This window comes from Variovorax sp. 38R, assembly GCF_014843395.1.
Classification (GTDB): domain Bacteria; phylum Pseudomonadota; class Gammaproteobacteria; order Burkholderiales; family Burkholderiaceae_C; genus Variovorax; species Variovorax paradoxus_H.
In genome coordinates this window covers 6,569,390-6,591,531 of sequence record NZ_CP062121.1, presented here as the reverse complement: position 1 = coordinate 6,591,531, position 22,142 = coordinate 6,569,390, and the positions used below count along the sequence as shown (strand labels likewise).

At 67.7% G+C, this 22,142-nt stretch carries 19 protein-coding genes; 11 read left to right on the top strand and 8 right to left on the bottom strand.

Annotated elements, in window-relative coordinates; all coding sequences use genetic code 11:
- Positions 1-5: 5 nt before the first annotated feature.
- The 5 genes from IG196_RS30610 to IG196_RS30590 form a co-directional block, all read right to left on the bottom strand.
- Entirely contained in the window at positions 6-1,184 is a 1,179-nt protein-coding gene (locus tag IG196_RS30610; RefSeq protein WP_192194238.1) for an MFS transporter, read from the bottom strand.
- A 105-nt stretch (positions 1,185-1,289) separates the two neighbouring features.
- Complete coding sequence (locus IG196_RS30605) at positions 1,290-1,757, bottom strand: YidB family protein (protein WP_101490722.1); 468 nt, start codon at positions 1,755-1,757, stop codon at positions 1,290-1,292.
- 100 nt (positions 1,758-1,857) lie between these two features.
- The gene (locus IG196_RS30600; protein ID WP_192194237.1) at positions 1,858-3,213 is read right to left on the bottom strand and encodes a M20/M25/M40 family metallo-hydrolase; all 1,356 of its coding nucleotides are present in this window, start codon (positions 3,211-3,213) and stop codon (positions 1,858-1,860) included.
- A gap of 103 nt (positions 3,214-3,316) precedes the next feature.
- Complete coding sequence (locus tag IG196_RS30595) at positions 3,317-4,048, bottom strand: 16S rRNA (uracil(1498)-N(3))-methyltransferase (RefSeq protein WP_192194236.1); 732 nt, start codon at positions 4,046-4,048, stop codon at positions 3,317-3,319.
- Positions 4,049-4,127: 79 nt separating this feature from the next.
- Positions 4,128-5,225, bottom strand: coding sequence for an aminoglycoside phosphotransferase family protein (locus tag IG196_RS30590; RefSeq protein WP_192194235.1), 1,098 nt, complete (start codon positions 5,223-5,225; stop codon positions 4,128-4,130).
- A gap of 133 nt (positions 5,226-5,358) precedes the next feature.
- Here IG196_RS30590 and IG196_RS30585 point away from each other — a divergent pair, with 133 nt between their 5' ends.
- The 3 genes from IG196_RS30585 to rsmA are packed head-to-tail and all read left to right on the top strand — an operon-like array spanning position 5,359 to position 10,167.
- Positions 5,359-7,950 (top strand): LPS-assembly protein LptD, encoded by a 2,592-nt coding sequence (locus IG196_RS30585; RefSeq protein WP_192194234.1) that lies wholly within the window; start codon positions 5,359-5,361, stop codon positions 7,948-7,950.
- Positions 7,951-7,969: 19 nt separating this feature from the next.
- Positions 7,970-9,373 (top strand): peptidylprolyl isomerase, encoded by a 1,404-nt coding sequence (locus IG196_RS30580; RefSeq protein ID WP_101490727.1) that lies wholly within the window; start codon positions 7,970-7,972, stop codon positions 9,371-9,373.
- A 26-nt stretch (positions 9,374-9,399) separates the two neighbouring features.
- Positions 9,400-10,167, top strand: a complete 768-nt coding sequence (gene rsmA / locus IG196_RS30575; RefSeq protein WP_192194233.1) for a 16S rRNA (adenine(1518)-N(6)/adenine(1519)-N(6))-dimethyltransferase RsmA — start codon at positions 9,400-9,402, stop codon at positions 10,165-10,167.
- Positions 10,168-10,454: 287 nt separating this feature from the next.
- Here the strand turns inward: rsmA and IG196_RS30565 are convergent, their stop codons facing one another.
- The 3 genes from IG196_RS30565 to IG196_RS30555 all read right to left on the bottom strand — a co-directional run bounded on the left by IG196_RS30565 (position 10,455) and on the right by IG196_RS30555 (position 13,873).
- The gene (locus IG196_RS30565) at positions 10,455-10,880 is read right to left on the bottom strand and encodes a barstar family protein (protein WP_095747788.1); all 426 of its coding nucleotides are present in this window, start codon (positions 10,878-10,880) and stop codon (positions 10,455-10,457) included.
- 50 nt (positions 10,881-10,930) lie between these two features.
- Positions 10,931-11,344 (bottom strand): ribonuclease domain-containing protein, encoded by a 414-nt coding sequence (locus IG196_RS30560; RefSeq protein ID WP_101490729.1) that lies wholly within the window; start codon positions 11,342-11,344, stop codon positions 10,931-10,933.
- A 180-nt stretch (positions 11,345-11,524) separates the two neighbouring features.
- Entirely contained in the window at positions 11,525-13,873 is a 2,349-nt protein-coding gene (locus tag IG196_RS30555; protein ID WP_192194232.1) for an NADP-dependent malic enzyme, read from the bottom strand.
- Positions 13,874-14,049: 176 nt separating this feature from the next.
- On the opposite strand from IG196_RS30555, the gene IG196_RS30550 reads away from it, so the two are divergent.
- The 8 genes from IG196_RS30550 (at position 14,050) to IG196_RS30515 (ending at position 22,137) form a co-directional block, all read left to right on the top strand.
- Positions 14,050-15,099: an SPFH domain-containing protein gene (locus tag IG196_RS30550; protein ID WP_153281417.1), complete on the top strand. Its 1,050-nt coding sequence runs from the start codon at positions 14,050-14,052 to the stop codon at positions 15,097-15,099.
- Between the two features lie 135 nt (positions 15,100-15,234).
- Positions 15,235-16,713, top strand: a complete 1,479-nt coding sequence (locus IG196_RS30545; protein ID WP_192194231.1) for a DUF4178 domain-containing protein — start codon at positions 15,235-15,237, stop codon at positions 16,711-16,713.
- A 66-nt stretch (positions 16,714-16,779) separates the two neighbouring features.
- Complete coding sequence (locus IG196_RS30540; RefSeq protein WP_192194230.1) at positions 16,780-16,998, top strand: DUF350 domain-containing protein; 219 nt, start codon at positions 16,780-16,782, stop codon at positions 16,996-16,998.
- Positions 16,995-18,551 (top strand): polyamine aminopropyltransferase, encoded by a 1,557-nt coding sequence (locus IG196_RS30535; RefSeq protein WP_412556360.1) that lies wholly within the window; start codon positions 16,995-16,997, stop codon positions 18,549-18,551. Before IG196_RS30540 ends, IG196_RS30535 begins: the two co-directional genes overlap by 4 nt.
- A 7-nt stretch (positions 18,552-18,558) precedes the next feature.
- Positions 18,559-20,169 carry an FAD-dependent oxidoreductase gene (locus IG196_RS30530; RefSeq protein ID WP_192194229.1) on the top strand — a complete coding sequence of 537 codons (1,611 nt, stop codon included), beginning with the start codon at positions 18,559-18,561 and terminating at the stop codon, positions 20,167-20,169.
- The gene (locus IG196_RS30525; RefSeq protein ID WP_192194228.1) at positions 20,166-21,284 is read left to right on the top strand and encodes a saccharopine dehydrogenase family protein; all 1,119 of its coding nucleotides are present in this window, start codon (positions 20,166-20,168) and stop codon (positions 21,282-21,284) included. The genes IG196_RS30530 and IG196_RS30525 overlap by 4 nt, the downstream gene beginning before the upstream one ends.
- Positions 21,281-21,664 (top strand): DoxX-like family protein, encoded by a 384-nt coding sequence (locus IG196_RS30520; RefSeq protein WP_192194227.1) that lies wholly within the window; start codon positions 21,281-21,283, stop codon positions 21,662-21,664. The genes IG196_RS30525 and IG196_RS30520 overlap by 4 nt, the downstream gene beginning before the upstream one ends.
- Positions 21,661-22,137, top strand: a complete 477-nt coding sequence (locus tag IG196_RS30515) for a DUF2269 family protein (RefSeq protein ID WP_192194226.1) — start codon at positions 21,661-21,663, stop codon at positions 22,135-22,137. The genes IG196_RS30520 and IG196_RS30515 overlap by 4 nt, the downstream gene beginning before the upstream one ends.
- Positions 22,138-22,142: the final 5 nt, after the last annotated feature.

Genomic DNA, 22,142 nt, shown 5'->3' with positions numbered 1-22,142 from the left:
GTCGCTCAGGCCTTGGCGGCCAGTGCTTGTTTGCGCTGGGTCTGCGCGAGCCAGAGCAGCGCCGCGCCGGTCAGCACCACCGGCACCAGCGAGCCGTAGTTCAACAGCTGCCAGCCTTGCGTCGTCACCAGCACGCCCGAAGCGAACGAGGTCAGCGCCAGCGTCGCGAACACGCAGAAGTTGAGCGCACCCTGGGCACGGTCGCGCTCCTCGGCCGTGTAGGCCGTGAGCGAGAGCGTCGTGCTGCCGGTGAACAGGAAATTCCAGCCCACGCCCAGCAGGAACAGCGCCACCAGGAAGTGGTGCAGCTCCACGCCCGACAGCGCCACCACGATGCAGCCGAGGTTCAGCGCCAGCCCCACCCCCATCACCGGCAGCACGCCGAAGCGGCGGATCAGGTGGCCGGTGAAGAAGCCCGGCGCGAACATGCCGATCACGTGCCATTCGAGCACCAGCGCCGCGTCGGAAAACGGCAGGCTGCAGATCTGCATCGCGATGGGCGTCGCGGCCATCAGCAGGTTCATCACGCCGTAGCTCAGTGCGCCCGCGGCGGCGGCCACGATGAACACGGGCTGCCGCATGATCTCGCCCAGCGATCGGCCGCCGGCTGCTTCCTTGCGCGTCGGCGACGGGGGGAATTCGATGAAGCGCATCACCGCCATCGAGAGCAGCGCCACCGCCGCCAGCGCGATGTAGGCGCCGGCGAAGGGCACGGAGAGGGCGTCGCGCGTGAAGGTCGCCAGGTTCGGCCCCGCCACCGCACCGATCAGGCCGCCGGCCATCACCATCGACACGGCCTTCTCGCGCCAGGCCGGCAGTGCCAGCTCGGCCGCCGCGAAACGGTAGAGCCCGGCGTTGGCGTTGTAGTAGCCCGCGACCAGGGTGGCGAAGCACAGCAGCCAGAAGTTCTTCGACGACGCCGCGTAGGCGCACAACAGCGCCGAGCCGACCGCCACCGCCAGCCCGATCTGGAACGAGCCGCGGCGGCCGAAGCGTTGCTGCGTGCGCGCCACCAGCCCCGTGCTCAGCGCGCCGCCCACCACGTAGCCCATCACGGGCAGTGTGGCCATCCAGCCCTGCGGCGCGATGCCCAGGCCCACGAGGCCGTTGATGGCGATGAAGGTGACGTTGTTGGTCAGGAGCAGGCCCTGGCAGATGGCCAGGAGCCACAGATTGCGATTCATGGGGCGCGGTTCTACGCGATTGGGCGACGAAGGCAAGGCGCCGGCCAAAAAAAAGCGCCCTCGCGGGCGCCGGAATTCTGAGAATGAAAATTCGCCGGTGGCAGCTCAGGTCGGCTTGTTGCCTTGCAGCAGGCCGCTGAGCGAACCCAGCAGATCGTCCTGGTTGCCGAGGCCTTGCTCGGGCACCTTGCCCTGCGGCGTGAGCTGGTTGATGAGGGCCGGCAGCATGGTGGCCAGCATCGGCAGCAGCATTTGTGCGTTGATGCCGAGTTTGGAAGCGATGGCGGCGATCGTGTCGCCGCCCAACGCGTTCTGCAGCTGATCGCCGGAGACCTGCTTGTTTTCACCGTTGCCGATCCACGAGCCGATCACGTCGCCCATGCCCGCCTGCTCGAATTTCGAGACCATGCCGCCGAGGCCGCCCTGCCCGCCGTTGTTGGCAAGCAGACCGCCCAGGGCGCCGGCGAGGCCTCCGAGATCTCCCAATCCCCCGAGGCCACCGCCCTGCGGTTGCTGCTGTTGTTGTGCAGCGCCTCCCAGCACCTGACCGAGTACCGAATCGAGCAATCCCATGGCGTTTCCTTGGTGTGTGACAGAACCGGCGGCATTTTCCGACGCCCCGGACCGCAAGCCGAAGGTGGCGTGACCACTTTCAAGCTGGCATCGTGACAAATTACTTGGTCCGCGCAGGCCGTTTGGGAAGCAATGCGGGATTGACCCCTTGCACGCCCACCAAGCCCAGCACGGTGACGAGCGAATTCTGCGCGCCTTTCCATGCATCTGTCACGTCGATCGACTCGGCCAGCGAGTGGAATCCGCCCGACTTGCCGCCGCCGCCGATGATGATGGCCGGGATGCCCAGCGAAATAGGAACGTTCGCATCCGTGCTGCCGCCGCGCAGCAGGGTCTTGTGGCCAAAAGCACTGTTGGCGCGCGTCGCGGCCTCGACGATCACCGAGTCGGGCGCCGTGCGGCCACCCGGGCGGTCGCCGATGAGCTTGGTGCTCACACTCAGCGAGCTCACGTTCCAGCGCTTGTTCTCTTCCGCCACGGCCTCGTCGAGCGTCGCAAGAATCTTCTTCTCGGCCTCGAGCAGCGAGGCCATGTCGTCCGAGCGGATGTCGATCGCCATGCGCGCGTCGGGCGCGATGGTGTTCACCGAGGTGCCGCCGCCCACGGTGCCGATGGTGAAGGTCGTCTTGGGGAAGCTGGGCGTGCGCACTTCGGCGATCTTGGCGATGGCGCGGCCCATGCCGTGGATCGCGCTCGGCACCTGGCCGAAGGCGCCGAAGCTGTGGCCGCCCGGGCCCTTGAAGGTGACTTCGTAGCGGTGGCTCGCGGTGCCGAGCACCAGCACGTGGCCATCGGCCGAGGGCTCGAGACCGACCATGCCGTCGATGTCGAGGTGGTCGCGGAAGATGGCCTTCATGCCGCGCAGGTTGCCCAGCTCTTCCTCGCCGACGTTGGCGACGAACATCAGGTCGCCGACGGTCTGGATCTTGTTGTCGTTGAGCACCTTGAGCCACGACAGCAGCACCGACAGGCCGCGCGTGTCGTCGCCGATGCCGGGCGCGAAGAGCTTGCCGTCGCGCTCCTTCACCTTGACGTCGGTGCCGGCGGGAAAGACGGTGTCCAGGTGCGCCGAAATGAGCAGCTTCGGGCCGTTGCCCGTGCCCTTGCGCATGCCGACCACGTTGCCTTCGGCGTCGATCTTCGCGTCGGTCAGGCCGAGCGCCTTCATGCGCGCCAGGAAGGCTTCGGCGCGCTTCTGTTCCTTGAAGGGCGGCGCCTCGATCTCGGTCAGCGTCTTCAGTTCTTCGACCGTGCGTTCGTGGTCGGCCTTGACCGACTCCAGCAGCTTGCGGATCGCGGGCGAGGCCATGAGCTGGGTGTAGGCCTGGTCGACCGCGGGGCTGACCTGCGCCGGCGTGGGCGCAACGGCCTGGCTCTGGGCGTGGGCGGCGGGCACGGCGCACAGCGCGGCCAGAACGAGGGGAGCGAGACGAAACGCGCGGGATGAACGAGGCATGAGGGAGCGGTCCTTCCGGGAGGCGGATTGAACAAGAAAAAGGAAGCGGCCATTGTTCCGCAGGCGCCCGCTTCGCGCCTCGCGGAAAACCCCCCGGAACGGCTCAGGCGCCGATGAGCGACACCAGCGCGGCGAGTGCGGCGGTTTCTGCGCGCAGCACCCGCGCGCCGAGCGTGGCCGGCGCAAAGCCGCGCGCGATGGCGTCCTGTTCCTCGGTGGCGCTGAGGCCGCCCTCGGGGCCGCTGAGCACGAGTGCGGGCTGCGTGGTTGGGGTGCCCGCAGCCACGGCGGCGACGGCGCGTGTGCCGTCGGCCAGGCTCAGCGCCAGTCGCGTCGCCGCAGTGTCCGAGGCGGCAGCACCGCCGAGCCAGCCCGCGAAGGACTGCACCGGATGGATCACCGGCACGCGGTTGCGACCGCACTGCTCACAGGCTGCGACGGCGATGGCTTCCCAGTGCGCCCGCTTCTTCTCCGCGCGCTCGCCCGACAGGCGCAACACGCCGTGCGCGGTGGCCAGCGGCTGGATGCTGGTCACGCCGAGTTCGGTGGCCTTTTCGACCAGCCAGTCCATGCGCTCGTTGGCCGGCATGCCGACCGCGAGGTGCACGGCGCGGATCGCTTCGCGCTCCACCGGCGTGTGAGCGCCGACCGCCACGGCGACCTCGCTGCGGCCCATGCGTTCGACTGTCGCGGCGTACTCGCCGCCCGCGCCATCGAACAGGGTGAGGGTGTCGCCGGGCTGCATGCGCAGCACCTGCACATGGCGCGCGGCGCCCGGCGGCAACGCCAGGCTGGCGCCGGCGGCCAGCGGCACGGAGCAGTGAAAACGGGGCATGCTATGAAATCAGGAGCTGACGGCGCCCGTGGTGCGGGCGCTACAGCGGTTTTCTTTTTCGGATTTTTTCAGTTTCTCTTCAGACTCGGCCGTAGGCGAAGCCGGTGACGGCTGTCGTGCCCTCGACCTCGTCGATCACCCGCACGAGCGGCGTGAGTTCCATGTAGCGGCTGGCGGTGGCGCGGATGTAGGCAATGAAGCGCGGCGTGTCGGCCAGGTAGCGCGGCTTGCCGTCGCGCAGCGTGAGGCGCGCGAAGATGCCCGCGACCTTGAGGTGGCGCTGCAGGCCCATCCATTCGACCGCGCGGTAGAAGGCGCCGAAATCTTCATCGACCGGCAGGCCCGCCTTGCGCGCGGCGTTCCAGTAGCGGATGGTGATGTCGAGCACGAACTCTTCGTCCCAACTGAGGAAGGCGTCGCGCATCAGGCTGGCGATGTCGTAGCTAATCGGGCCGTAGACGGCGTCCTGGAAGTCGAGCACGCCCAGTGGTTGGCCGGCATCGCTGCCGATCATGAGGTTGCGCGGCATGAAGTCGCGGTGCACGTAGACGCTCGACGAGGCCAGGTTGTTCTCGACGATCAGCGCGAAGGCGCGGTCCAGCCGCTCCTTCAGTTGGCCTTCGACGGCCACGCCGCGGTGCTTGCCGATGTACCACTCGGGAAAGAGCGCCAGTTCGCGCTCGAGCAGCGCCCGGTCGTAGGGCGGCAGCACGCCGGGCTTGGAGGCCAGCTGCCAGCGGATCAGCGCGTCGATGGCCTGGTCGTAGAGCGGCCGGTTGGCGTCGGGCTGGGCCGGGTCGATCACGTCGAGCATGGTCTGGTGGCCCAGGTCGTCCAGCAGCAGGAAGCCGTGGTCGCGGTCCCATTCGAGCACCTGCGGCGCCGTCACGCCCGCCTCGGTCATCAACTGTGCCACCTGCACGAAGGGGGCGCTGTTTTCCTTGTCGGGCGGCGCATCCATCACGATGCGCGTGCGGCCGTCAGTGGTGTCGAGGCGGAAGTAGCGGCGGAAGCTGGCGTCGGCCGAGGCCAGCCGGACGGTGTCCGGGCGCAGTTGCCGGGTGTCGGCGATGCCGGCCAGCCAGCCCCGGAACGCTTCGGCCCGCTGCGGATCTGTCCAGAGAATGGCCTGAGCGGGGTGTGGGGTCGTGGACGCCGGGGTCGAAGGTGCTGTCATGGATAATCAATTCTACAAATCCGCCTGGCGCGGCCCCCCTGTTCAAGGCCGATCCGGCCGGGCGGGGTGGCTGCCGGACCCCCGCAACCCGCCGGCTTGCCGCGCCGTCCCGACGATTTTTCGTTCCGAATCGATGCCTACGACCCCACGCGCTGCCCTGCGACGTTCGAGCCCGCCGCTGCCACTGGCCGTGCTGTCGCTGGCGCTGCTGCACGCGCATGGCGCCTTTGCCCAGCAGGCCGGTGTGCTTGACGGGCCGCTCACGCTGAAGCGCACGCCGCTGCTCACCGAGACACTCACGCCCGCGCAACGCAGCCAGCTGCCCAGCCTCGTCACCGGCGACCGCATTTCCGGCCGCCCCGACCTCGAGACCGTGGTCGAGGGCAACGCCACGCTGCGCCGCGGCCCGCTCGCCATCACGGCCGACCGCCTCGAGTACTACCAGCCCGACGACCGCGCCAAGGCCACCGGCAACGTGCGGGTCAACCAGGCCGGCAACGTGTACGAAGGTCCCGAGCTCGAACTCAAGCTCGAGACCTTCGAGGGCTTCTTCAACAACGTGCGCTATCGCTTCCTCTCGACCGGTGGTCACGGCGAGGCCGAGCGCATCGACTTCGTCGACTCCAACGTCTCGATCGCGCGGCGCGCCAGCTACACCACCTGCCGCCGCGAAGACTTCCCCGGCTGGATGCCGGCCTGGCTGCTGACCGCCGCCACGCTGACCACCGACACCGAGGAAAACGAGGGCATCGCCATCGATGCGCGGATGAGCTTCATGGGCCTCACGACGCCGCCGATTCCGCGCGTGACCTTCCCGCTGTCGAACGAGCGCAAGAGCGGCCTGCTGCCGCCCACCATCGGGCTGGACAACACCAACGGCTTCGAGGTCGCGCAGCCCTACTACTGGAACATCGCGCCCAACCGCGACGCCACCATCACGCCCACGCTGATGAGCAAGCGCGGACTCAACCTGGCCAACGAATTCCGCTACCTCGAGAAGGACTACAGCGGCAGCATCCGCCTGGACCTGATGGGCAGCGACCGCCTCGTGGGCCAGCGCTACAACGAGGCGCGCGCCGAGCAGCTGCAGAGGTTCAACAACGGCGAGATCGCGCTCAAGGACCTGAACCTCGGCAAGCAGCCCGACAGCAGCAAGCGCTGGGGCCTGTGGCTCAACCATCGCCACGACTTCGATGCCAAGGCGCTGGGGCTCGACTCGCTGTCGGCCAGCCTCACGATCAACCGTGTCAGCGACAACGACTACTGGCGCGACTTCACGCGCACGCCGACGCTGGCACAGCGCCAACTGCCGAACGAGGGCTCGCTGAACTGGGTCAAGGGCGACTGGAGCGGCGCCGTGCGCGCCCTGCGTTACCAGACGTTGCAGTACAACCTGTCGCCGGTCGTGCCCTCGTATGACCGCGTGCCGCAGATCACGGCCAACTACGCCAAGTACGACTGGCACGGTTTCGACGTCTCGCTGAACACCGACTACTCGCGTTTTCGCGTCAACACCATCCTGGCCGGCCAGCCTGGCTTCGACTTGCTCCAGCAGTCGCAGCCTGACGGCGACCGCGTGTTCGCGCAGGCGGCGATCAGCCGGCCGTTCCTCACGCCGAGTTCGTTCGTCATTCCCAAGCTGCAGCTGCACGCGACCTCGTACAACTACTACCTGCCGCAGTCGTCCATTCCGAAGGTGTCGGTCAATGGCATCGACTACGTGAACGGGATGCCGTACAACCCGAGCCAGCTGTACTTCTTCCAGACCTCGTCGAACCGCGTCGTGCCGACCTTCAGCCTCGACAGCGGCCTGATCTTCGAGCGCGACGCCAACTACTTCGGCCGCGCCTTCCGCCAGACGCTGGAGCCGCGCGCGTACTACGTGTACACGCCGTACCGCAACCAGAGCATGCTGCCGAACTACGATTCGGCCGCCAACGACTTCAGCTTTGCGACCATCTACACCGAGAACGCGTTCTCGGGCGCCGACCGCATCTCGGACACCAACGCGCTCACGCTGGGCGTCACGTCGCGCCTGATCGACCCCGGCACCGGCGTCGAAGCCGTGCGCTTCGGCATTGCGCAGCGCTTCCGCTACGCCGACCAGAAAGTCACGCTGCCGGGCATCGCGCCGGTCACCGACCGCACCAGCGACTTGCTGCTGGGCGCCCAGATCAACTGGACGCCCAAGTGGAGCCTGGACACGCTGCTCCAGTACAACCCCGATTCGCGCCGGTCCACGCGCAGCGCGATCAGCGCGCGCTACAACCCGGGGCCGTACCGCAACCTCAGCGCCGCCTTCCGCTACCAGGCGCCGAGCACACCCACGGCCACCGATGGCAACAAGTCGATCGACTTCGGCTGGCAATGGCCGCTCAACGACCTGTGGGGCGACAAAGGCAAGGACCTCGGTCCGGGCAAGGGCGAAGGCGGCGGACGCTGGTACGCCGTGGGCCGCCTCAACTACAGCCTGCAGGACAAGAAGCTCACGGACGGCGTGCTCGGGGTCGAGTACGACGGCTGCTGCTGGATCAGCCGCGTGGTGCTGCAACGCATCACCACCGGCCAAGTCACGGCCAACACCCGCATCATGTTCCAGCTCGAATTCGTCGGGTTCTCCGCCATCGGATCGAGCCCGATGCAGGCCCTGCGGCAGAACGTGCAGCGCTACCAGCCGCTGCGTCAACCGACCGAAGCCCCGAGCCGCTTCACCAATTACGACTGAAACGACGACCGTTCACGCCATGAAACACATCCGTTCCCTCCTCACCCTGGGTTGCCTTGCGGCCATCGCCGCAACGGCCGGCGCACAGGGCTTTCGTTCCGGCAGCGGCATCACGGACATCATGCGCGCCGGTCCCCGCATCGTGCCGCCGACGGCCCGCCCTGCCGCTCCCACGGCGGCGCCGGTGCAGCGCGCCGCCGAGTACATCGTGGCGCTGGTCAACTCCGAGCCCATCACCAACACCGAGGTGCAGTCGCGCGTCACGCGCCTGATCCGCGAGAACCCGGACGCCGAGCGCGTGCCGCGCGCCGAACTCACGCGCCTCGTGCTGGAGCGCCTGATCACCGAGCGCGCGCAGCTGCAGCTCGCGAAGGAAAACGGCATCAAGGTCGATGACGTGGCGATCGACCAGGCCGAACAGACCGTGGCCCGCCAGAACGAGATCAGCCTCACCGAGCTGCGCAGCCGTGTCGTGGCCGAGGGCATCTCGCCGCGCGAATTCCGCAACGACCTGCGCGACCAGTTGCTGCTCACGCGCCTGCGCGACCGCGAAGTCGAGTCGAAGGTCAAGATCAGCGACACCGAGGCCGACGAGTACCTGCGCGACCAGCGCGAGAGCGCCGTCAAGAACAACGCGCTGCTCAACCTCAACATCGCCCAGCTGCTGGTGGCCGTGCCCGAGAGTGCCACCGACGCGCAGATCGCGACCGCACAGAAGAAGGCCACCGACCTCGCGCAGCGTGCGCGCAGCGGCGAAGACTTTGCCAAGCTGGTGCGCGAGAACTCCGACTCGCCCGACCGCGCCAATGGCGGCGCGCTCGGCCTGCGCAGCGCCGACCGTTACCCGCCGGTGTTCGTCGAAGCCACGCAATCGACCGCGGTGAACGGCATCGCCGGACCCGTGCGTTCGGGCGCCGGCTTCCACGTGCTCAAGGTGCTGACCAAGGCGCAGGTGGGTTCGTCGGACGCCTCCATCACCCAGACCCAGGTGCGCCACATCCTGCTGCTCAACGACCCCAAGCGCACGACCGCACAGGCGGTGGCGCAGCTGCAGGAATTCAAGCGCCGCGTGCAGTCCGGCACGGCCGACTTCGCCGGCCTGGCGCGCGATAACTCGCAGGACGCCAGCGCCAAGGAAGGCGGCGACCTCGGTTGGTCGCGTCCCGGCCAGTTCGTGCCCGAGTTCGAGGAAGCCATGGACCGCCTCACGCCGGGCCAGATCAGCGACCCTGTGGTGTCGCGCTTCGGTGTCCACCTGATCCAGGTGGTCGGCCGCCGCGAAGCCAAGCTGAGCCAGTCGGAGCAGCGCGAAGCCGCGCGCGCCGCACTGCGCGAACAGCGCGTCGAAGAAGCCTTCACCACCTGGGTGCAGGAAGTGCGCGCGCGCGCCTACGTCGAATTCCGCGAGCCGCCGCAGTCCTGATGGCCGCGGCAGCGTTTTAGGCCGCGATGGCACAACACATTGCAAGAAAGCGGTTCGGGCAGCACTTTCTGTCCGACGGCGGGATCATCGACGGGATCGTGCAGGCGATCGCGCCGCAGCCCGGCGACGCGATGGTCGAGATCGGGCCGGGGCTGGCGGCGCTCACGCAGCCGCTGGTCGAACGGCTTGGCCGCCTCACGGTCATCGAGCTCGACCGCGACCTGGCCAAGCGGCTGCGCGAGCATCCGCAGCTCGAGGTCATCGAGTCCGACGTGCTCAAGGTCGACTTTGCCGAACTCGCAGCCAAGGCCGAACCGAAGCCGCTGCGCGTGGTCGGCAACCTGCCCTACAACATCTCCACGCCGATCCTGTTCCACCTGCTGGGCTACGCCCACCTGATCGCCGACCAGCATTTCATGCTGCAAAAGGAAGTGATCGATCGCATGGTGGCCAAGCCCGCCACGTCGGACTACAGCCGCCTGAGCGTGATGCTGCAGTGGCGCTACGCCATGGAAAACGTGCTGTTCGTGCCGCCCGAGAGTTTCGATCCGCCGCCGCGTGTCGACAGCGCCGTGGTGCGCATGGTGCCGCTCGCGCAGCCGCCGGCGGTCGACGCAGCGCGGCTCGGCGAGATCGTGCAGGTGGCCTTCAGCCAGCGGCGCAAGATCCTGCGGCACACACTGGGCAAGTGGTTGGAGACGCACGGCTTCGAAGGAGCGTTCGACCCGCAGCGCCGCGCCGAGGAGGTGCCGGTGGCCGAATACGTCGCACTGGCCCAGGCCTTTCCCCCATGAAAAATGCCCGTCGATGACGGGCATTTTTTCTGACGAGACGGACTGCAGCAGTTAAGCCGCGGCCAGCCAGTAGCCCGCGTTGAAGGGGCTGCTCATGCGCAGCGCCAGAGGCGACACGTCGACGAGCTTGTCGGTCGGCATTTTCTCGCCGGCCGGCTCGGTGCTGGCGGCGGTGGCCGCAGCGGTTGCTGCCGTGGCGGCAGGGTTGACTTCGATGCCATCGAGGGTTTCAGCGGTGGGCTGAGCCTCGTTCGCCCGTTCTGCTTGGCTGGTAGATGCAGAACGGGCTACAGAAAAGAATAGAAGCAGCGGAACGGGACCTTGCGATCGCCCCAGTAGTCCGAGGCGTCGCGGAAGATGTCGAGCAGTTGCTCGCGCGCTTCCTTGTCGAACTTGGCGTTGGCCGGGATCTGCTCGAGCACGATGACGAAACCAGGCTGCGGGCCCGATTTATGCAGCGGGTCGGTCATGCAGTCGTACAGCGCGTCGAAGTTCTTGCCGAAGTGCGCCGGGAAGGTGAACTGCTGGGCAATCAGGTCGAGCACGTCCTGCTTGGTCTGGGCATTGCCCAGGTTGGCGTACAGGAAGTGCTGGCCGGCCGCGTTGGCGGCATCCTGCAGGTCGTTCACGCGGAACGCGCGGATCGATTGCACGATGTTCGGGCGTACGGCTCGAAGGGATAAGGTCATATCCGCTGGTCTTTCCATAGTCATCATCATCTCGTCGGGGCGCTTCGGGGCGCCGCTCAGGTCGTTGTCATCGCTCATGGCGCAATCCGTCTGAAACTCGCATAGTGATCCGCCGTGTACCAGCAGGCTTCGGGCGCTGCGCGCTGCTCGCCACCGCAAACGATCCGCCGGGCACCGCGGTTGCGCGCGCCGGGCGTTGGCACCGTGTACTCGCGGTAATGCCCGCGACGTGCCGCGGGCAGAATGCGTTCGCGATTGCCGAATACCGTGCCGTCTTTGTCGTACCGGAAGGGGCCACCATCAAGGATGGCCTGGTAGGTTCGCTGGCCCTGGACCGGGAGATCGGTCAGGGCAATTGATTCCTCGGAGGACGTTTTTCCGGCGCCGAACCATCCGCGGGCCTCGGCCCCCGTCGTCAGAGCCACCAGCATCAAGCTGGTGAGCGCAAACTTAGTGACAGAGGACGTGATCGAGGCGTAAGCCGCCATGGGGCACCACAAGAAAAGAGCGGGGGGTTTGAACTGCGCTTAACCTCGGGGTTAACCCGCAAATTCAAGCCCGCGAGTGTGCACCACGCTGGCGAAAATAGCAAGCGACTGCCCAAAGTTTGAGCAGTCGCTGGGACGAAAAGCGACGCCTTAAGTTGGCGTCCACTCTCGCCAAATGGCCTATCTCTCGGCGTTTGCGTCGGCGACTGTCAAGGCCGTCATGTTCACAATGCGGCGAACAGTCGCGCTCGCCGTGAGAATGTGCACAGGTTTGGCCGCGCCGAGCAGAACCGGGCCGATGGCGATGTTGCCGCCGGCCGCGGTCTTGAGCAGGTTGTAAGAAATGTTGGCGGCGTCGATGTTGGGGAACACCAGCAGGTTGGCGTCGCCGGCGAGCGCGCTGTGCGGCATGACGACCGCGCGTTGCTTGCTGTCCAGCGCCACGTCGCCGTGCATTTCGCCGTCCACTTCGAGCCAGGGTGCCTGCACGCGCAGCAGGTCGAGCGTGCGGCGCATCTTGATGGCGCTGGGCTCGTTGCTGGTGCCGAAGTTGGAGTGCGACAGCAGCGCGGCCTTCGGCTTGAGGCCGAAGCGCATCATTTCCTCGGCCGCCATGGTCGTGATCTCGGCCAGTTCCTCGGGCGTCGGGTCGTAGTTGACGTGCGTGTCGACCAGGAACACCTGGCGGTCGGGCAGCAGCAGGCCGTTCATGCAGGCGTACACCGGCACGTCTTGCGGGGTGCTCTCGCAGCCGCCGGGGCGCTTGCCGATCACCTGGTCGATGTAGTGCAGGTGGATCAGCGTCGTGCCCCAGGTGCCGCAGATCATGCCGTCGACCTCGCCCTTGTGCAGCAGCATCGCGCCGATCAGCGTGAGGCGGCGGCGCATCTCGATCTTGGCGGTCTGCACCGTCTGGCCCTTGCGCTCGGTCATGCGGTGGTAGGTCTGCCAGAAGTCGCGGTAGCGGTGGTCCTGCTCGACGTTGACGACGTCGTAGTCGAGCTCTTCCTTCAGGCGCAGGCCGAACTTCTCGATGCGCTGGGCGATGATGGCCGGACGGCCGATCAGCGTCGGGCGCGCCAGGCCTTCGTCCACCACGATCTGCGCGGCGCGCAGCACGCGCTCTTCTTCACCTTCGCAGTACGCCACGCGCTTCTTCGGTGCGCGCTTGGCGGCGTCGAAGATCGGCTTCATGGTGGTGCCCGAGGCGTAGACAAAGCTCTGCAGCTTGTCGCGGTAGGCGTCCATGTCCTTGATCGGGCGCTGCGCCACACCGCTTTCCTCGGCCGCCTTGGCCACGGCCGGCGCGATCTTCATCATCAGGCGCGGATCGAAGGGCTTCGGGATCAGGTATTCGGGGCCGAAGCTCAGCTTTTCACCGACATAGGCCGCCGCCACGCGCTCGCTCTGCTCGGCCTGGGCCAGCTCGGCGATGGCGTGCACCGCGGCAATCTCCATCTCGTCGGTGATGGTGGTGGCGCCCGAGTCGAGCGCGCCGCGGAAGATGTACGGGAAGCACAGGACGTTGTTGACCTGGTTCGGGTAGTCGGTGCGGCCCGTGGCCATGATCACGTCGTTGCGCACCGCATGGGCGTCTTCGGGCGCGATCTCGGGGTTCGGGTTGGCCAGCGCAAAGATCACCGGCTTGGGTGCCATCTTCGCGACCATTTCAGGCTTCAGCACGCCGCCGGCCGACAGACCGAGGAACACGTCGGCACCGGCGATCACTTCCGACAGCTTGCGCATGTCGGTCTTTTGCATGTACTGGCGCTTGTCGTCGTCCATCAGCTCTTCGCGGCCTTCGTAGACCACGCCGGCCAGGTCGGTGACGAACACGTTTTCGCGCTTCAGACCCACCTTGAGCAGCAGGTTCAGGCAGGCCAGCGCCGCGGCGCCCGCGCCCGACGTGACCAGCTTCACTTCAGCGATGTTCTTTCCGGCCACTTTCAGGCCGTTCAGCATGGCGGCCGCCACGGTGATGGCCGTGCCGTGCTGGTCGTCGTGGAACACCGGGATCTTCATGCGCTTGCGCAGCTCGCGCTCGACGTAGAAGCAGTCCGGGGCCTTGATGTCTTCGAGGTTGATGGCGCCGAAGGTGGGCTCCAGCGAGGCGATGATCTCGACCAGCTTGACCGGGTCTTTCTCGTCGATCTCGATGTCGAACACGTCGACGCCGGCGAACTTCTTGAAGAGAACGCCCTTGCCTTCCATCACCGGCTTGGAGGCCAGCGGGCCGATGTCGCCCAGGCCCAGCACGGCCGTGCCGTTGGAAATGACGCCCACGAGGTTGCCGCGCGAGGTGTACTTGAAGGCGTTGGCCGGGTCCTTGACGATTTCCTCGCAGGGCGCGGCCACGCCGGGCGAGTAGGCCAGCGACAGGTCGCGCTGGTTGACCATCTGCTTGGTCGCCGCAATGGCGATCTTGCCGGGAACGGGAAACTCGTGGTACTCGAGGGCGGCACGGCGCAACAGGGCGCGCTTGTCTTCCGGGGTGGGGGTCGAAGGGGACGATGCGGTCAAATCGGACATGTGCCGTTGCTCCTGGTGGCGCTTCTTCTGGGGGCGCCGATTGTAGACCTCGGTCCATACCGCCCTACGCCGCATGGCCTGTGGCAGGCATGACCAAAAGCACGGGGCGCCGTCAAAGCCCTGTGGCAATATGTGCGGCTGGGACACAAACCGACAACATCTCGAGAGGAACGACCATGGCCCTGATGGATTTCATCAAGAAACAGTTCATCGACATCATCCAGTGGACCGAGTCCGGCGATGGCACGCTGGCCTGGCGTTTCCCGATGGCCGAGATGGAAATCCAGAACGGCGCCTCGCTCACCGTGCGCGAGTCGCAGATGGCCGTTTTCGTCAATGAAGGCCAGGTGGCCGACGTGTTCGGCCCCGGCATGTACAAGCTCACGACGCAGACGCTGCCCGTGCTCACGTACCTGAAGAACTGGGACAAGCTCTTCGAATCTCCCTTCAAGAGCGACGTCTATTTCTTCAGCACGCGCCAGCAGGTCGACCAGAAGTGGGGCACGCCCCAGCCGATCACGATCCGCGACAAGGACTTCGGCGCCGTGCGCCTGCGCGCCTTCGGCAACTACAGCTTCCGCATCGGCGATCCGAAGCTGTTCCACACCGAAATCTCCGGCACGCGCGACATCTACTCCGTGGCCGACCTCGACGGTCAGCTGCGCGGGCTGGTGCTGCAGAACATCAGCAACGCCATCGCCTCCAGCGGCCTGCCCTTCCTCGACCTCGCGGCCAACCAGATCCAGTTCGCGACCGCGCTGGCCACCCAGCTGGTGCCCGAGTTCGAGAAGATCGGCATCAAGCTCGAGAACATCACGGTCCAGAACGTCTCGCTGCCTGAAGAGCTGCAGAAGATCCTCGACCAGAAGATCGGCATGGGCATGGTCGGCAACGACATGGGCAAGTTCATGCAGTACCAGACGGCGCAGGCCATTCCGAAGTTCGCCGAAGGCGCGGCCGGTGGCGGCGGCATCGCGGGCGACGCAATGGGCCTGGGCGCCGGCGTGGCGCTCGGCCAGGTGCTGGCGCAGAACCTCGCACAGGGCCTGAGCCCGAACGCGGCGGCCCAGGCCGCGGCCACGACGCAGCAGCCGGCCGTGGCCGTGGTGAGCGCCGCCGACGTGATGACCACGCTCGAGAGGCTCGGCGAGCTCAAGACCAAGGGCATCCTCACGCAGGAAGAGTTCGACGCCAAGAAGGCCGAACTGCTCAAGAAGCTGGTCTGACCCCAGGCTTCGCGCGTTTCGTGTCGCTCTTCCCCGCTCCTTGCAGGGGGCGATGCCTGCGGGCCGGCGTAGCCGGTGCCGCGGTGGTGTCTCCCGCCTCGTTCGTTGTTGCCGTCGTGTCTTCTGCTGTGTGCCATGGCTGAGGAAACCGGCAACCAACGCTACTACCGCGCGCCCTGCCCCGGCTGCGGCGCGCCGGTCGAATTCCGCTCGGCGCAATCGACGCACGCCGTCTGTCCTTACTGCCAGAGCACCGTCGTGCGCCAGGGCGACACGCTCGCGCGCACCGGCAAGATGGCCGAGCTGTTCGACGACTTCAGCCCGCTGCAGCTGTTCGCCGCCGGCCGCATCCAGGACAAGCCCTTCACGCTGATCGGCCGGCTGCAGTACACCTACCCCGGTGGCCGCTGGACCGAGTGGATCGCTGCACTCGACGGCGACCGCACCGGCGTCCTCAGCGAGGACAACGGCGCCTACGTTTTTGCGCTGCCCTTCGACCTGCAGCGCGCCGCGCCGCCGCCAGTCGACCTGCGCGTGGGCGCCACCACCGCCTTCGCCGGCCAGAGCTACACCGTCGCCTCCAACGAGCAGGTGGCGCTGACCTCCGCGCAGGGCGAGTTGCCGCACCTGCCCGAGCTCGGCAAGCCGTTCGCGATGGTCGAGTTGCGCAACGACAAGGGGCTGGTGCTCAGCATCGACTACGGCACCGCCAAGCCCAGCGCGTACCTCGGCCGCTCGGTGCAGCTGGACGACCTGCAGCTCACCGGCCTGCGCGACGAATCCGCGAAGGACGAAAAAGGCCGCAGCTTCAACTGCCCCAACTGCGGCTCGCCCGTCACGGTCAACCTGGCCGACAGCAAGAGCATCACCTGCGGCTCGTGCAACAGCATCATCGACCTGTCGCAAGGCATCGGCGGCGAGCTGAAGCACGCCGAGCAGAACGAGCCGGTGCGCCCGCTCATCGCGCTGGGCAGCATGGGCCAGCTGCAGGGCGCGCAGTGGCAGGTGGTGGGCTTCCAGCACCGCATGGGCCAGGAGCCCGGCGACGACGAGCAGTTCGGCTGGGACGAGTACCTGCTGTACAACAAGAAGCGCGGCTTCAGTTTCCTGGTCGATGCCGAAGACGGCTGGAGCATGGTCAAGCCGACCACCGGCGCGCCCGTGATGGCCGAGAACGGCACCACCGCCACCTACCTCAACAAGCGCTACCAGCAGCAGTACGCCTACAACGCCGAGACCACCTACGTGGCCGGCGAGTTCTACTGGCAGGTCGAGCGCGGGCAGAAAACCTTCAACCGCGACTTTGCGAGCGGCGGTGCGCTGCTCTCGATGGAGCGCTCGGCCAACGAGCTGACGTGGTCCTCGGGCAGCAAGATCGACAGCGGCGCTGTGGCCACCGCCTTCAAGCTCGACGCCAAGAAAGACCTGTTCTCGCGCGGCGACGCGTTGCCCGTGAGCGCCGCGTCCGGCATGGGCTGCGGCACGATCATCCTCGTCATCGTGGTCATCATCTTCGTGCTGATCATGATGAGCAACTGCAGCGGTTCCTCGAGTGGCTACCGCAGCTCGGGCGGTTCGTACGGTGGCTATTCGAGCGGCGGCGGCCACAAATGACGAAGATCGCGCGCAGGCGTTGCGCTCTCATCACTTCTCTTTTTATTGCTACGACTGGAGGTCCCCATGGGAATTGAATGGCTGAAACCGGGCGTGGTCCTCGGATCGCTCGTGTATGCGCTGATCGGCGTGGCGGTCTTCTGGGTCTGCTTCCTCATCATCGACAAGATCACCCCCTATGACCTGTGGGGCGAGATCGTCGAGAAGCAGAACATGGCGCTGGCTTTGGTCGTGGCCGCCATGAGCCTCGGCATCAGCGTCATCGTGGCTGCTGCAATCCATTGAGCGACGCGGCCCTGCCCGCGCGCACCCCGGAGGCGCGGGGGCCGCAACCCGTCGAGATCGCGCTGCTCGCCAGCGTGTTCGTGGTCGCCGCGTGCGGCCTGGTCTATGAACTGAGCGCAGCCGCGCTGAGCTCTTACCTGCTCGGCGACTCGGTGCTGCAGTTCAGCACCATCATCGGCACCTACCTGTTCGCCATGGGCGTCGGCTCGTGGCTCTCGCGCTACTTCGACCGGCAGTTGCCGGCGCACTTCCTTCGCATCGAACTGCTCGTGGCGCTGATCGGCGGCGCGCTGCCGGCGATCCTGTTCCTGGCCAACGCCTACGTGCCGGGCGCGTTCCGGCTGTTGCTGTACGGCCTCGTCGTGGTGGTGGGCACGCTGGTGGGGCTCGAGATTCCGCTGGTGATGCGCATCCTCAAGCGCAACATCGTGCTCAAGGACCTCGTGTCGCAGGTGCTGACCTTCGACTACCTGGGCGCGCTCGCCGTGTCGGTCGCGTTCCCGCTCATCCTTGTGCCGCAGCTCGGCATGATCCGCACCGGCCTGCTGTTCGGCGTGATGAACGCCGCGGTGGCCGTGTGGGCGCTGTGGCTGTTCCGCCATGAGCTGCGCCGTGCCGGCGCGCATGCGGCGGCGTGCTTCCTCACGCTGGCCGCGCTCATCGGCGCCTTCTGGGGCGCCGACCACATCACCACGCTGGCGGAAGACAAGTTCTACCAGGACCACATCGTCTTCAGCGCCAGCTCGCCCTACCAGCGCATCGTGGTCACGCGCGGCGCGCTGGGCCACCGGCTGTTCCTCAACGGCAACCTGCAGTTCGCCGAGCGCGACGAGTACCGCTACCACGAGGCGCTGGTGCACCCCGCGATGGCTGCGCACGGCGCGCCCAAGAAAGTCGCCGTGCTCGGCGGCGGTGATGGCATGGCGGTGCGCGAAGTTCTCAAGTACCCCTCGGTCGAGTCGGTCACGCTGGTCGAGCTCGACCCGAACATGACGCAGCTCTTCACCACGCACGAGACGCTGGCCGCGCTCAACGGGCACGCGCTCTCGTCGCCGAAGGTGAAGGTGGTCAACACCGACGCGTTCCAGTGGCTCCAGCAAGAGGGCGACACGTTCGACGTCATCGTGGTCGACTTTCCGGACCCGACCAACTTCGCCATCGGCAAGCTCTACACCAACAGCTTCTACGCGCTGCTCGACCGGCGCCTGTCGGCCAGCGGCTACGCCGTGATCCAGACCACCTCGCCGCTGGTGGCGCGCAAGAGCTACTGGACCGTGGCGACCACCATCGAGTCGGTCGGCCTGAAGGCCACGCCGTACCACGCGCACGTGCCGAGCTTCGGCGAGTGGGGCTACATCATCGCGAGCCGCCGGCCCTACCGGCTGCCCGATGCGCTGCCGGGCGGCATGCGCTTTCTCACGCCTGCGACGCTGCCTTTGATGTTCGACTTTCCGCTCGACATGGCACGCGTGCCGACCGAAGTGAACCGCCTGTCGAACCAGACCTTGGTCACCACTTATGAGCAGGAGTGGGGCAAGGTCATGGCGCACTAGCCGCGGCATGCAACGGCGCGACTTCCTCGGCGTGGCGGGTGCGGCGGGCGCCCTGGCGCTGGCCGGCTGCGAGGCGCCACCGCCGCCCCTCGAAGGCGGCTTCACCGGCGTCGATGTCGCGCGCGGCCACGCCATGCGCGACGGCGCGCTCAGGTCGCAGGCTCCGGCGACCGTCAAGCGCACCCGCGTCGTCATCGCAGGCGGCGGCGTTGCCGGCCTCGCGGCCGCACGCGCGCTGCGCCTCGCGGGCATCGACGACTTCGCGCTGCTCGAACTCGAAGACACCGCGGGCGGCAACGCGCGCGGCGGCGCGGTCGGCGGCATCGCCTGCCCGCTCGGCGCGCACTACCTGCCCACACCCGGCGACGACGCGCACGAGGTGCAGGACCTGCTCGAAGAACTCGGCCTGCGCCGACGCGTGGCGGGCCGTTGGGCGTATGACGAACGCCACCTCTGCCACAGCCCGCAGGAGCGCTTGTTCTTTCGCGGCGAGTGGCAGGACGGGCTGTTGCCCGTGCATGACGTCGGCGATGCCACGCACGCCCAATACCGCCGCTTCGCTCAGCGCATCGACGCGCTGCAGCACGCCGCGCACTTCGCCATTCCCACGCTGCGCTTCGCCGTCACACCCGAACTGCTCGCGCTCGACGCCGTGCCCTTCGCGGGCTGGCTCGACCGCGAAGGTTTTGACAACGCCCACCTGCGCTGGTACCTCGACTACTGCTGCCGCGACGACTACGGCGCCGGCATCGCGCAGGTGTCGGCCTGGGCCGGCATCCACTACTTCGCGAGCCGGCACGGCTTCCATGCACCGGGCGATGTGAGCGGCAGCGTCAACGACACCAACCCCGACCGCGACGGCGTGCTCACCTGGCCCGAAGGCAACGGCTGGCTCACGAAGCAGCTGGCCGCGCCGCTGGGCGAGCGCCTGCACACGGGCCAGGTCGTCACGCGCATCGCCGAAGGGCGTAGCGGCGTCGAGGTCGACGCGTGGGATGCCGCCTCGAAATCGATGGTGCGTTGGCAGGCCGAGCGCTGCATCGTCGCGCTGCCCGTCTTCATCGCCGCGCGCGTGGTCGAGAACCCGCCGGCGCTGTTGACCAGCGCCGCCGCGCATGTGCGCTACGCCCCCTGGCTGGTCGCCAACGTGCACCTGCGCGGGCCGCTGGCGGACCGCGTCGGCGCCGCGCCGAGCTGGGACAACGTGATCTACGGCACGCGCGGCCTCGGCTACGTCGATGCGCGCCACCAGACGCTCGACCCCACGCCGCGCGGCACCGTGCTCAGTTGGTACCGCCCGCTGGGCCCGAGCAGCTACGACACCGGCGATGGCCGGCAGCTGCTGCTCGAACGCCCGTGGACCGCATGGCGCGACGAGCTGCTGGCCGAGCTGTCGGTGCCTCACCCCGACCTGCCCGCGCTTGCCACGCGCGTCGAGATCACGCGCTACGGCCACGCCATGTCGATCCCGCGGCCCGGGCTGCTCGCGCAGATCGGCGCACACGGCGACCGCGTGGCCGCGGGCCGGCTGTCGTTCGCGCACGCGGACTGGTCGGGCTATTCGATCTTCGAGGAAGCGTTCACGCGCGGCCACATCGCCGGGGCGAGCCTCGCATGAAGACCTTGGTGCTCGGCGGCTACGGCAATTTCGGCGCGCGCATCAGCCGCGCGCTGGCGCAGGACGCGGGCATCGAACTGTGGGTCGGCGGGCGCGACCTCGAACGGGCCACGGCGTTTGCGCAATCGCTGGGCGGCAGTGTGCGCGGTGTGCGCGTCGATGCGCAGTCGCCCGATCTCGCGCAGGGGCTGGGCTTTCTGGGCGTGGACCTCGTCATCCACACCGCGGGCCCGTTCCAGGGCCAGGACTACCGCGTGCCGCAGGCCGTGGCGGCAGCCGGTGCGCACTACATCGACCTGGCCGACGGCCGGCGCTTCGTCTGCGACTTTCCCGCCGCGATGGACGCCGCTTTCCGCCGTGCGGGCCGCACGGCGGTGACCGGCGCCAGCACCGTGCCGGCGCTGTCGTCGGCGGTGGTCGATCACCTCGCCGCCGGCTGGCAAGGCCTGCGCAGCATCGACATCTGCATCGCGCCGGCGCAGGGCGCACCGCGCGGCGAAGCCACGCTCGCGGGCGTGCTCGCCTACTGCGGCGCGCCGATCCGCGTCTGGCAGGGCGGCCACTGGACCGAGCAGCCCGGCTGGGCCCATCCCGCGAAGGTGCAGTTCGCCCGCATGAAGCCGCGCCGCGGCGCCCTGTGCGACATCCCCGATCTCGAACTCTTTCCCGCGCGCTATGCCGGCGTGCAGTCGGTCATGTTCCGCGCGGCGCTCGAAGTCGGCCTGACCCAGCACGCCTTCGCCTTCCTGGCCTTCCTGCGCCGCGCGGGTCTGCTGCGTGCGCCGCAGAAGCTGGCGCCGTTGCTGTATGCGACAGGCGGCGTGTTCGATGCATTCGGCACTGCGCTGGGTGGCATGGTGGTGCGCGTCGAAGGCATCGATGCGCAGGGCGCTGTCGCACGCCGCGCCTGGCACATCGCCGCCGACGACAACCACGGCCCCGAGATCCCCTGCATGGCCGCCATCCTGCTGGCGCGGCGGCTCGCGCGCGGCGATGCGTTGCCGGTGGGCGCGCATGCCTGCGCGGGCCTGCTCACGCTGCCCGAGTTCGATCCCGAGTTCGCGCGCTGGGGCATGGTGACGGATGTGGTCGACGAAGCACCGCCTGCGCCATGACACGCCCTGCTGCCGCTGATGACGATCGCCTGCTGCGCCTGAGCCTCGTCGCCGTCTGGCTCTTCACCGCCATCGCCAGCATCGTGGAACTCGACGGCCAGAGTCGCCGTGTGTTGGCCGACGCGGGCATTGCCTCGCCGCCGTGGCTGGTGCAGTCGCTGATCGTCAGCGGCGCGGCTTCCGATCTTGCGATCGGCCTGGCGCTGTGGCTGCGACCCGGCCGCACCGTCTACCTCGCCGCCTTCGCGCTGATGCTCGCCATGACGCTCGTGGCGACCGTGCTGCAGCCAAGCCTGTGGCTGCACCCGCTCGGCCCGCTGCTCAAGAACCTGCCCATTGCCGCGCTGCTCTGGCACCTGTACCGACGCGCCACGCCATGAACACTTATCTCGTCCTCAAGTGGCTGCACATCGTCTCCAGCGTGCTGATGGTCGGCACGGGGCTGGGCTCGGCGTTCTACATGTTCTTTGCCAACCGCAGCGGCAGCGTGCCGGCGCAGGCGGTGGTGAGCCGGCTGGTGGTGCGCGCCGACTGGTGGTTCACCACGCCCACAGTGATCCTGCAGCCGGTCACCGGCTTCGCGCTGGCGCACATGGCGGGTTGGCCGCTGGCGACGCCGTGGCTTGCGCTGTCGCTGGGGCTCTTCCTGTTCGCGGGGGCGTGCTGGCTGCCGGTGGTCTGGCTGCAGATTCGCATGGCGGCCCTTGCGGCGCAGGCGCACCACGAGGCCACGCCATTGCCGTCGCTGTATCTGCGCTACCAGCGCTACTGGGAGCTGCTGGGCTACCCGGCCTTCGTGGCGATGGCCGTCGTGTTCTGGTTGATGGTGAACAAGCCCGCACTTTCGTTCTGACGCTC

Excerpts from the sequence above, each read along its gene's own strand:
- IG196_RS30610 (WP_192194238.1), bottom strand. The coding sequence starts at position 1,184 with ATGAATCGCAATCTGTGGCTCCTGGCCATCTGCCAGGGCCTGCTCCTG.
- IG196_RS30605 (WP_101490722.1), bottom strand. The coding sequence starts at position 1,757 with ATGGGATTGCTCGATTCGGTACTCGGTCAGGTGCTGGGAGGCGCTGCA.
- IG196_RS30600 (WP_192194237.1), bottom strand. The coding sequence starts at position 3,213 with ATGCCTCGTTCATCCCGCGCGTTTCGTCTCGCTCCCCTCGTTCTGGCC.
- IG196_RS30595 (WP_192194236.1), bottom strand. The coding sequence starts at position 4,048 with ATGCCCCGTTTTCACTGCTCCGTGCCGCTGGCCGCCGGCGCCAGCCTG.
- IG196_RS30590 (WP_192194235.1), bottom strand. The coding sequence starts at position 5,225 with ATGACAGCACCTTCGACCCCGGCGTCCACGACCCCACACCCCGCTCAG.
- IG196_RS30585 (WP_192194234.1), top strand. The coding sequence starts at position 5,359 with ATGCCTACGACCCCACGCGCTGCCCTGCGACGTTCGAGCCCGCCGCTG.
- IG196_RS30580 (WP_101490727.1), top strand. The coding sequence starts at position 7,970 with ATGAAACACATCCGTTCCCTCCTCACCCTGGGTTGCCTTGCGGCCATC.
- rsmA (WP_192194233.1), top strand. The coding sequence starts at position 9,400 with ATGGCACAACACATTGCAAGAAAGCGGTTCGGGCAGCACTTTCTGTCC.
- IG196_RS30565 (WP_095747788.1), bottom strand. The coding sequence starts at position 10,880 with ATGACTATGGAAAGACCAGCGGATATGACCTTATCCCTTCGAGCCGTA.
- IG196_RS30560 (WP_101490729.1), bottom strand. The coding sequence starts at position 11,344 with ATGGCGGCTTACGCCTCGATCACGTCCTCTGTCACTAAGTTTGCGCTC.
- IG196_RS30555 (WP_192194232.1), bottom strand. The coding sequence starts at position 13,873 with ATGTCCGATTTGACCGCATCGTCCCCTTCGACCCCCACCCCGGAAGAC.
- IG196_RS30550 (WP_153281417.1), top strand. The coding sequence starts at position 14,050 with ATGGCCCTGATGGATTTCATCAAGAAACAGTTCATCGACATCATCCAG.
- IG196_RS30545 (WP_192194231.1), top strand. The coding sequence starts at position 15,235 with ATGGCTGAGGAAACCGGCAACCAACGCTACTACCGCGCGCCCTGCCCC.
- IG196_RS30540 (WP_192194230.1), top strand. The coding sequence starts at position 16,780 with ATGGGAATTGAATGGCTGAAACCGGGCGTGGTCCTCGGATCGCTCGTG.
- IG196_RS30530 (WP_192194229.1), top strand. The coding sequence starts at position 18,559 with ATGCAACGGCGCGACTTCCTCGGCGTGGCGGGTGCGGCGGGCGCCCTG.
- IG196_RS30525 (WP_192194228.1), top strand. The coding sequence starts at position 20,166 with ATGAAGACCTTGGTGCTCGGCGGCTACGGCAATTTCGGCGCGCGCATC.
- IG196_RS30520 (WP_192194227.1), top strand. The coding sequence starts at position 21,281 with ATGACACGCCCTGCTGCCGCTGATGACGATCGCCTGCTGCGCCTGAGC.
- IG196_RS30515 (WP_192194226.1), top strand. The coding sequence starts at position 21,661 with ATGAACACTTATCTCGTCCTCAAGTGGCTGCACATCGTCTCCAGCGTG.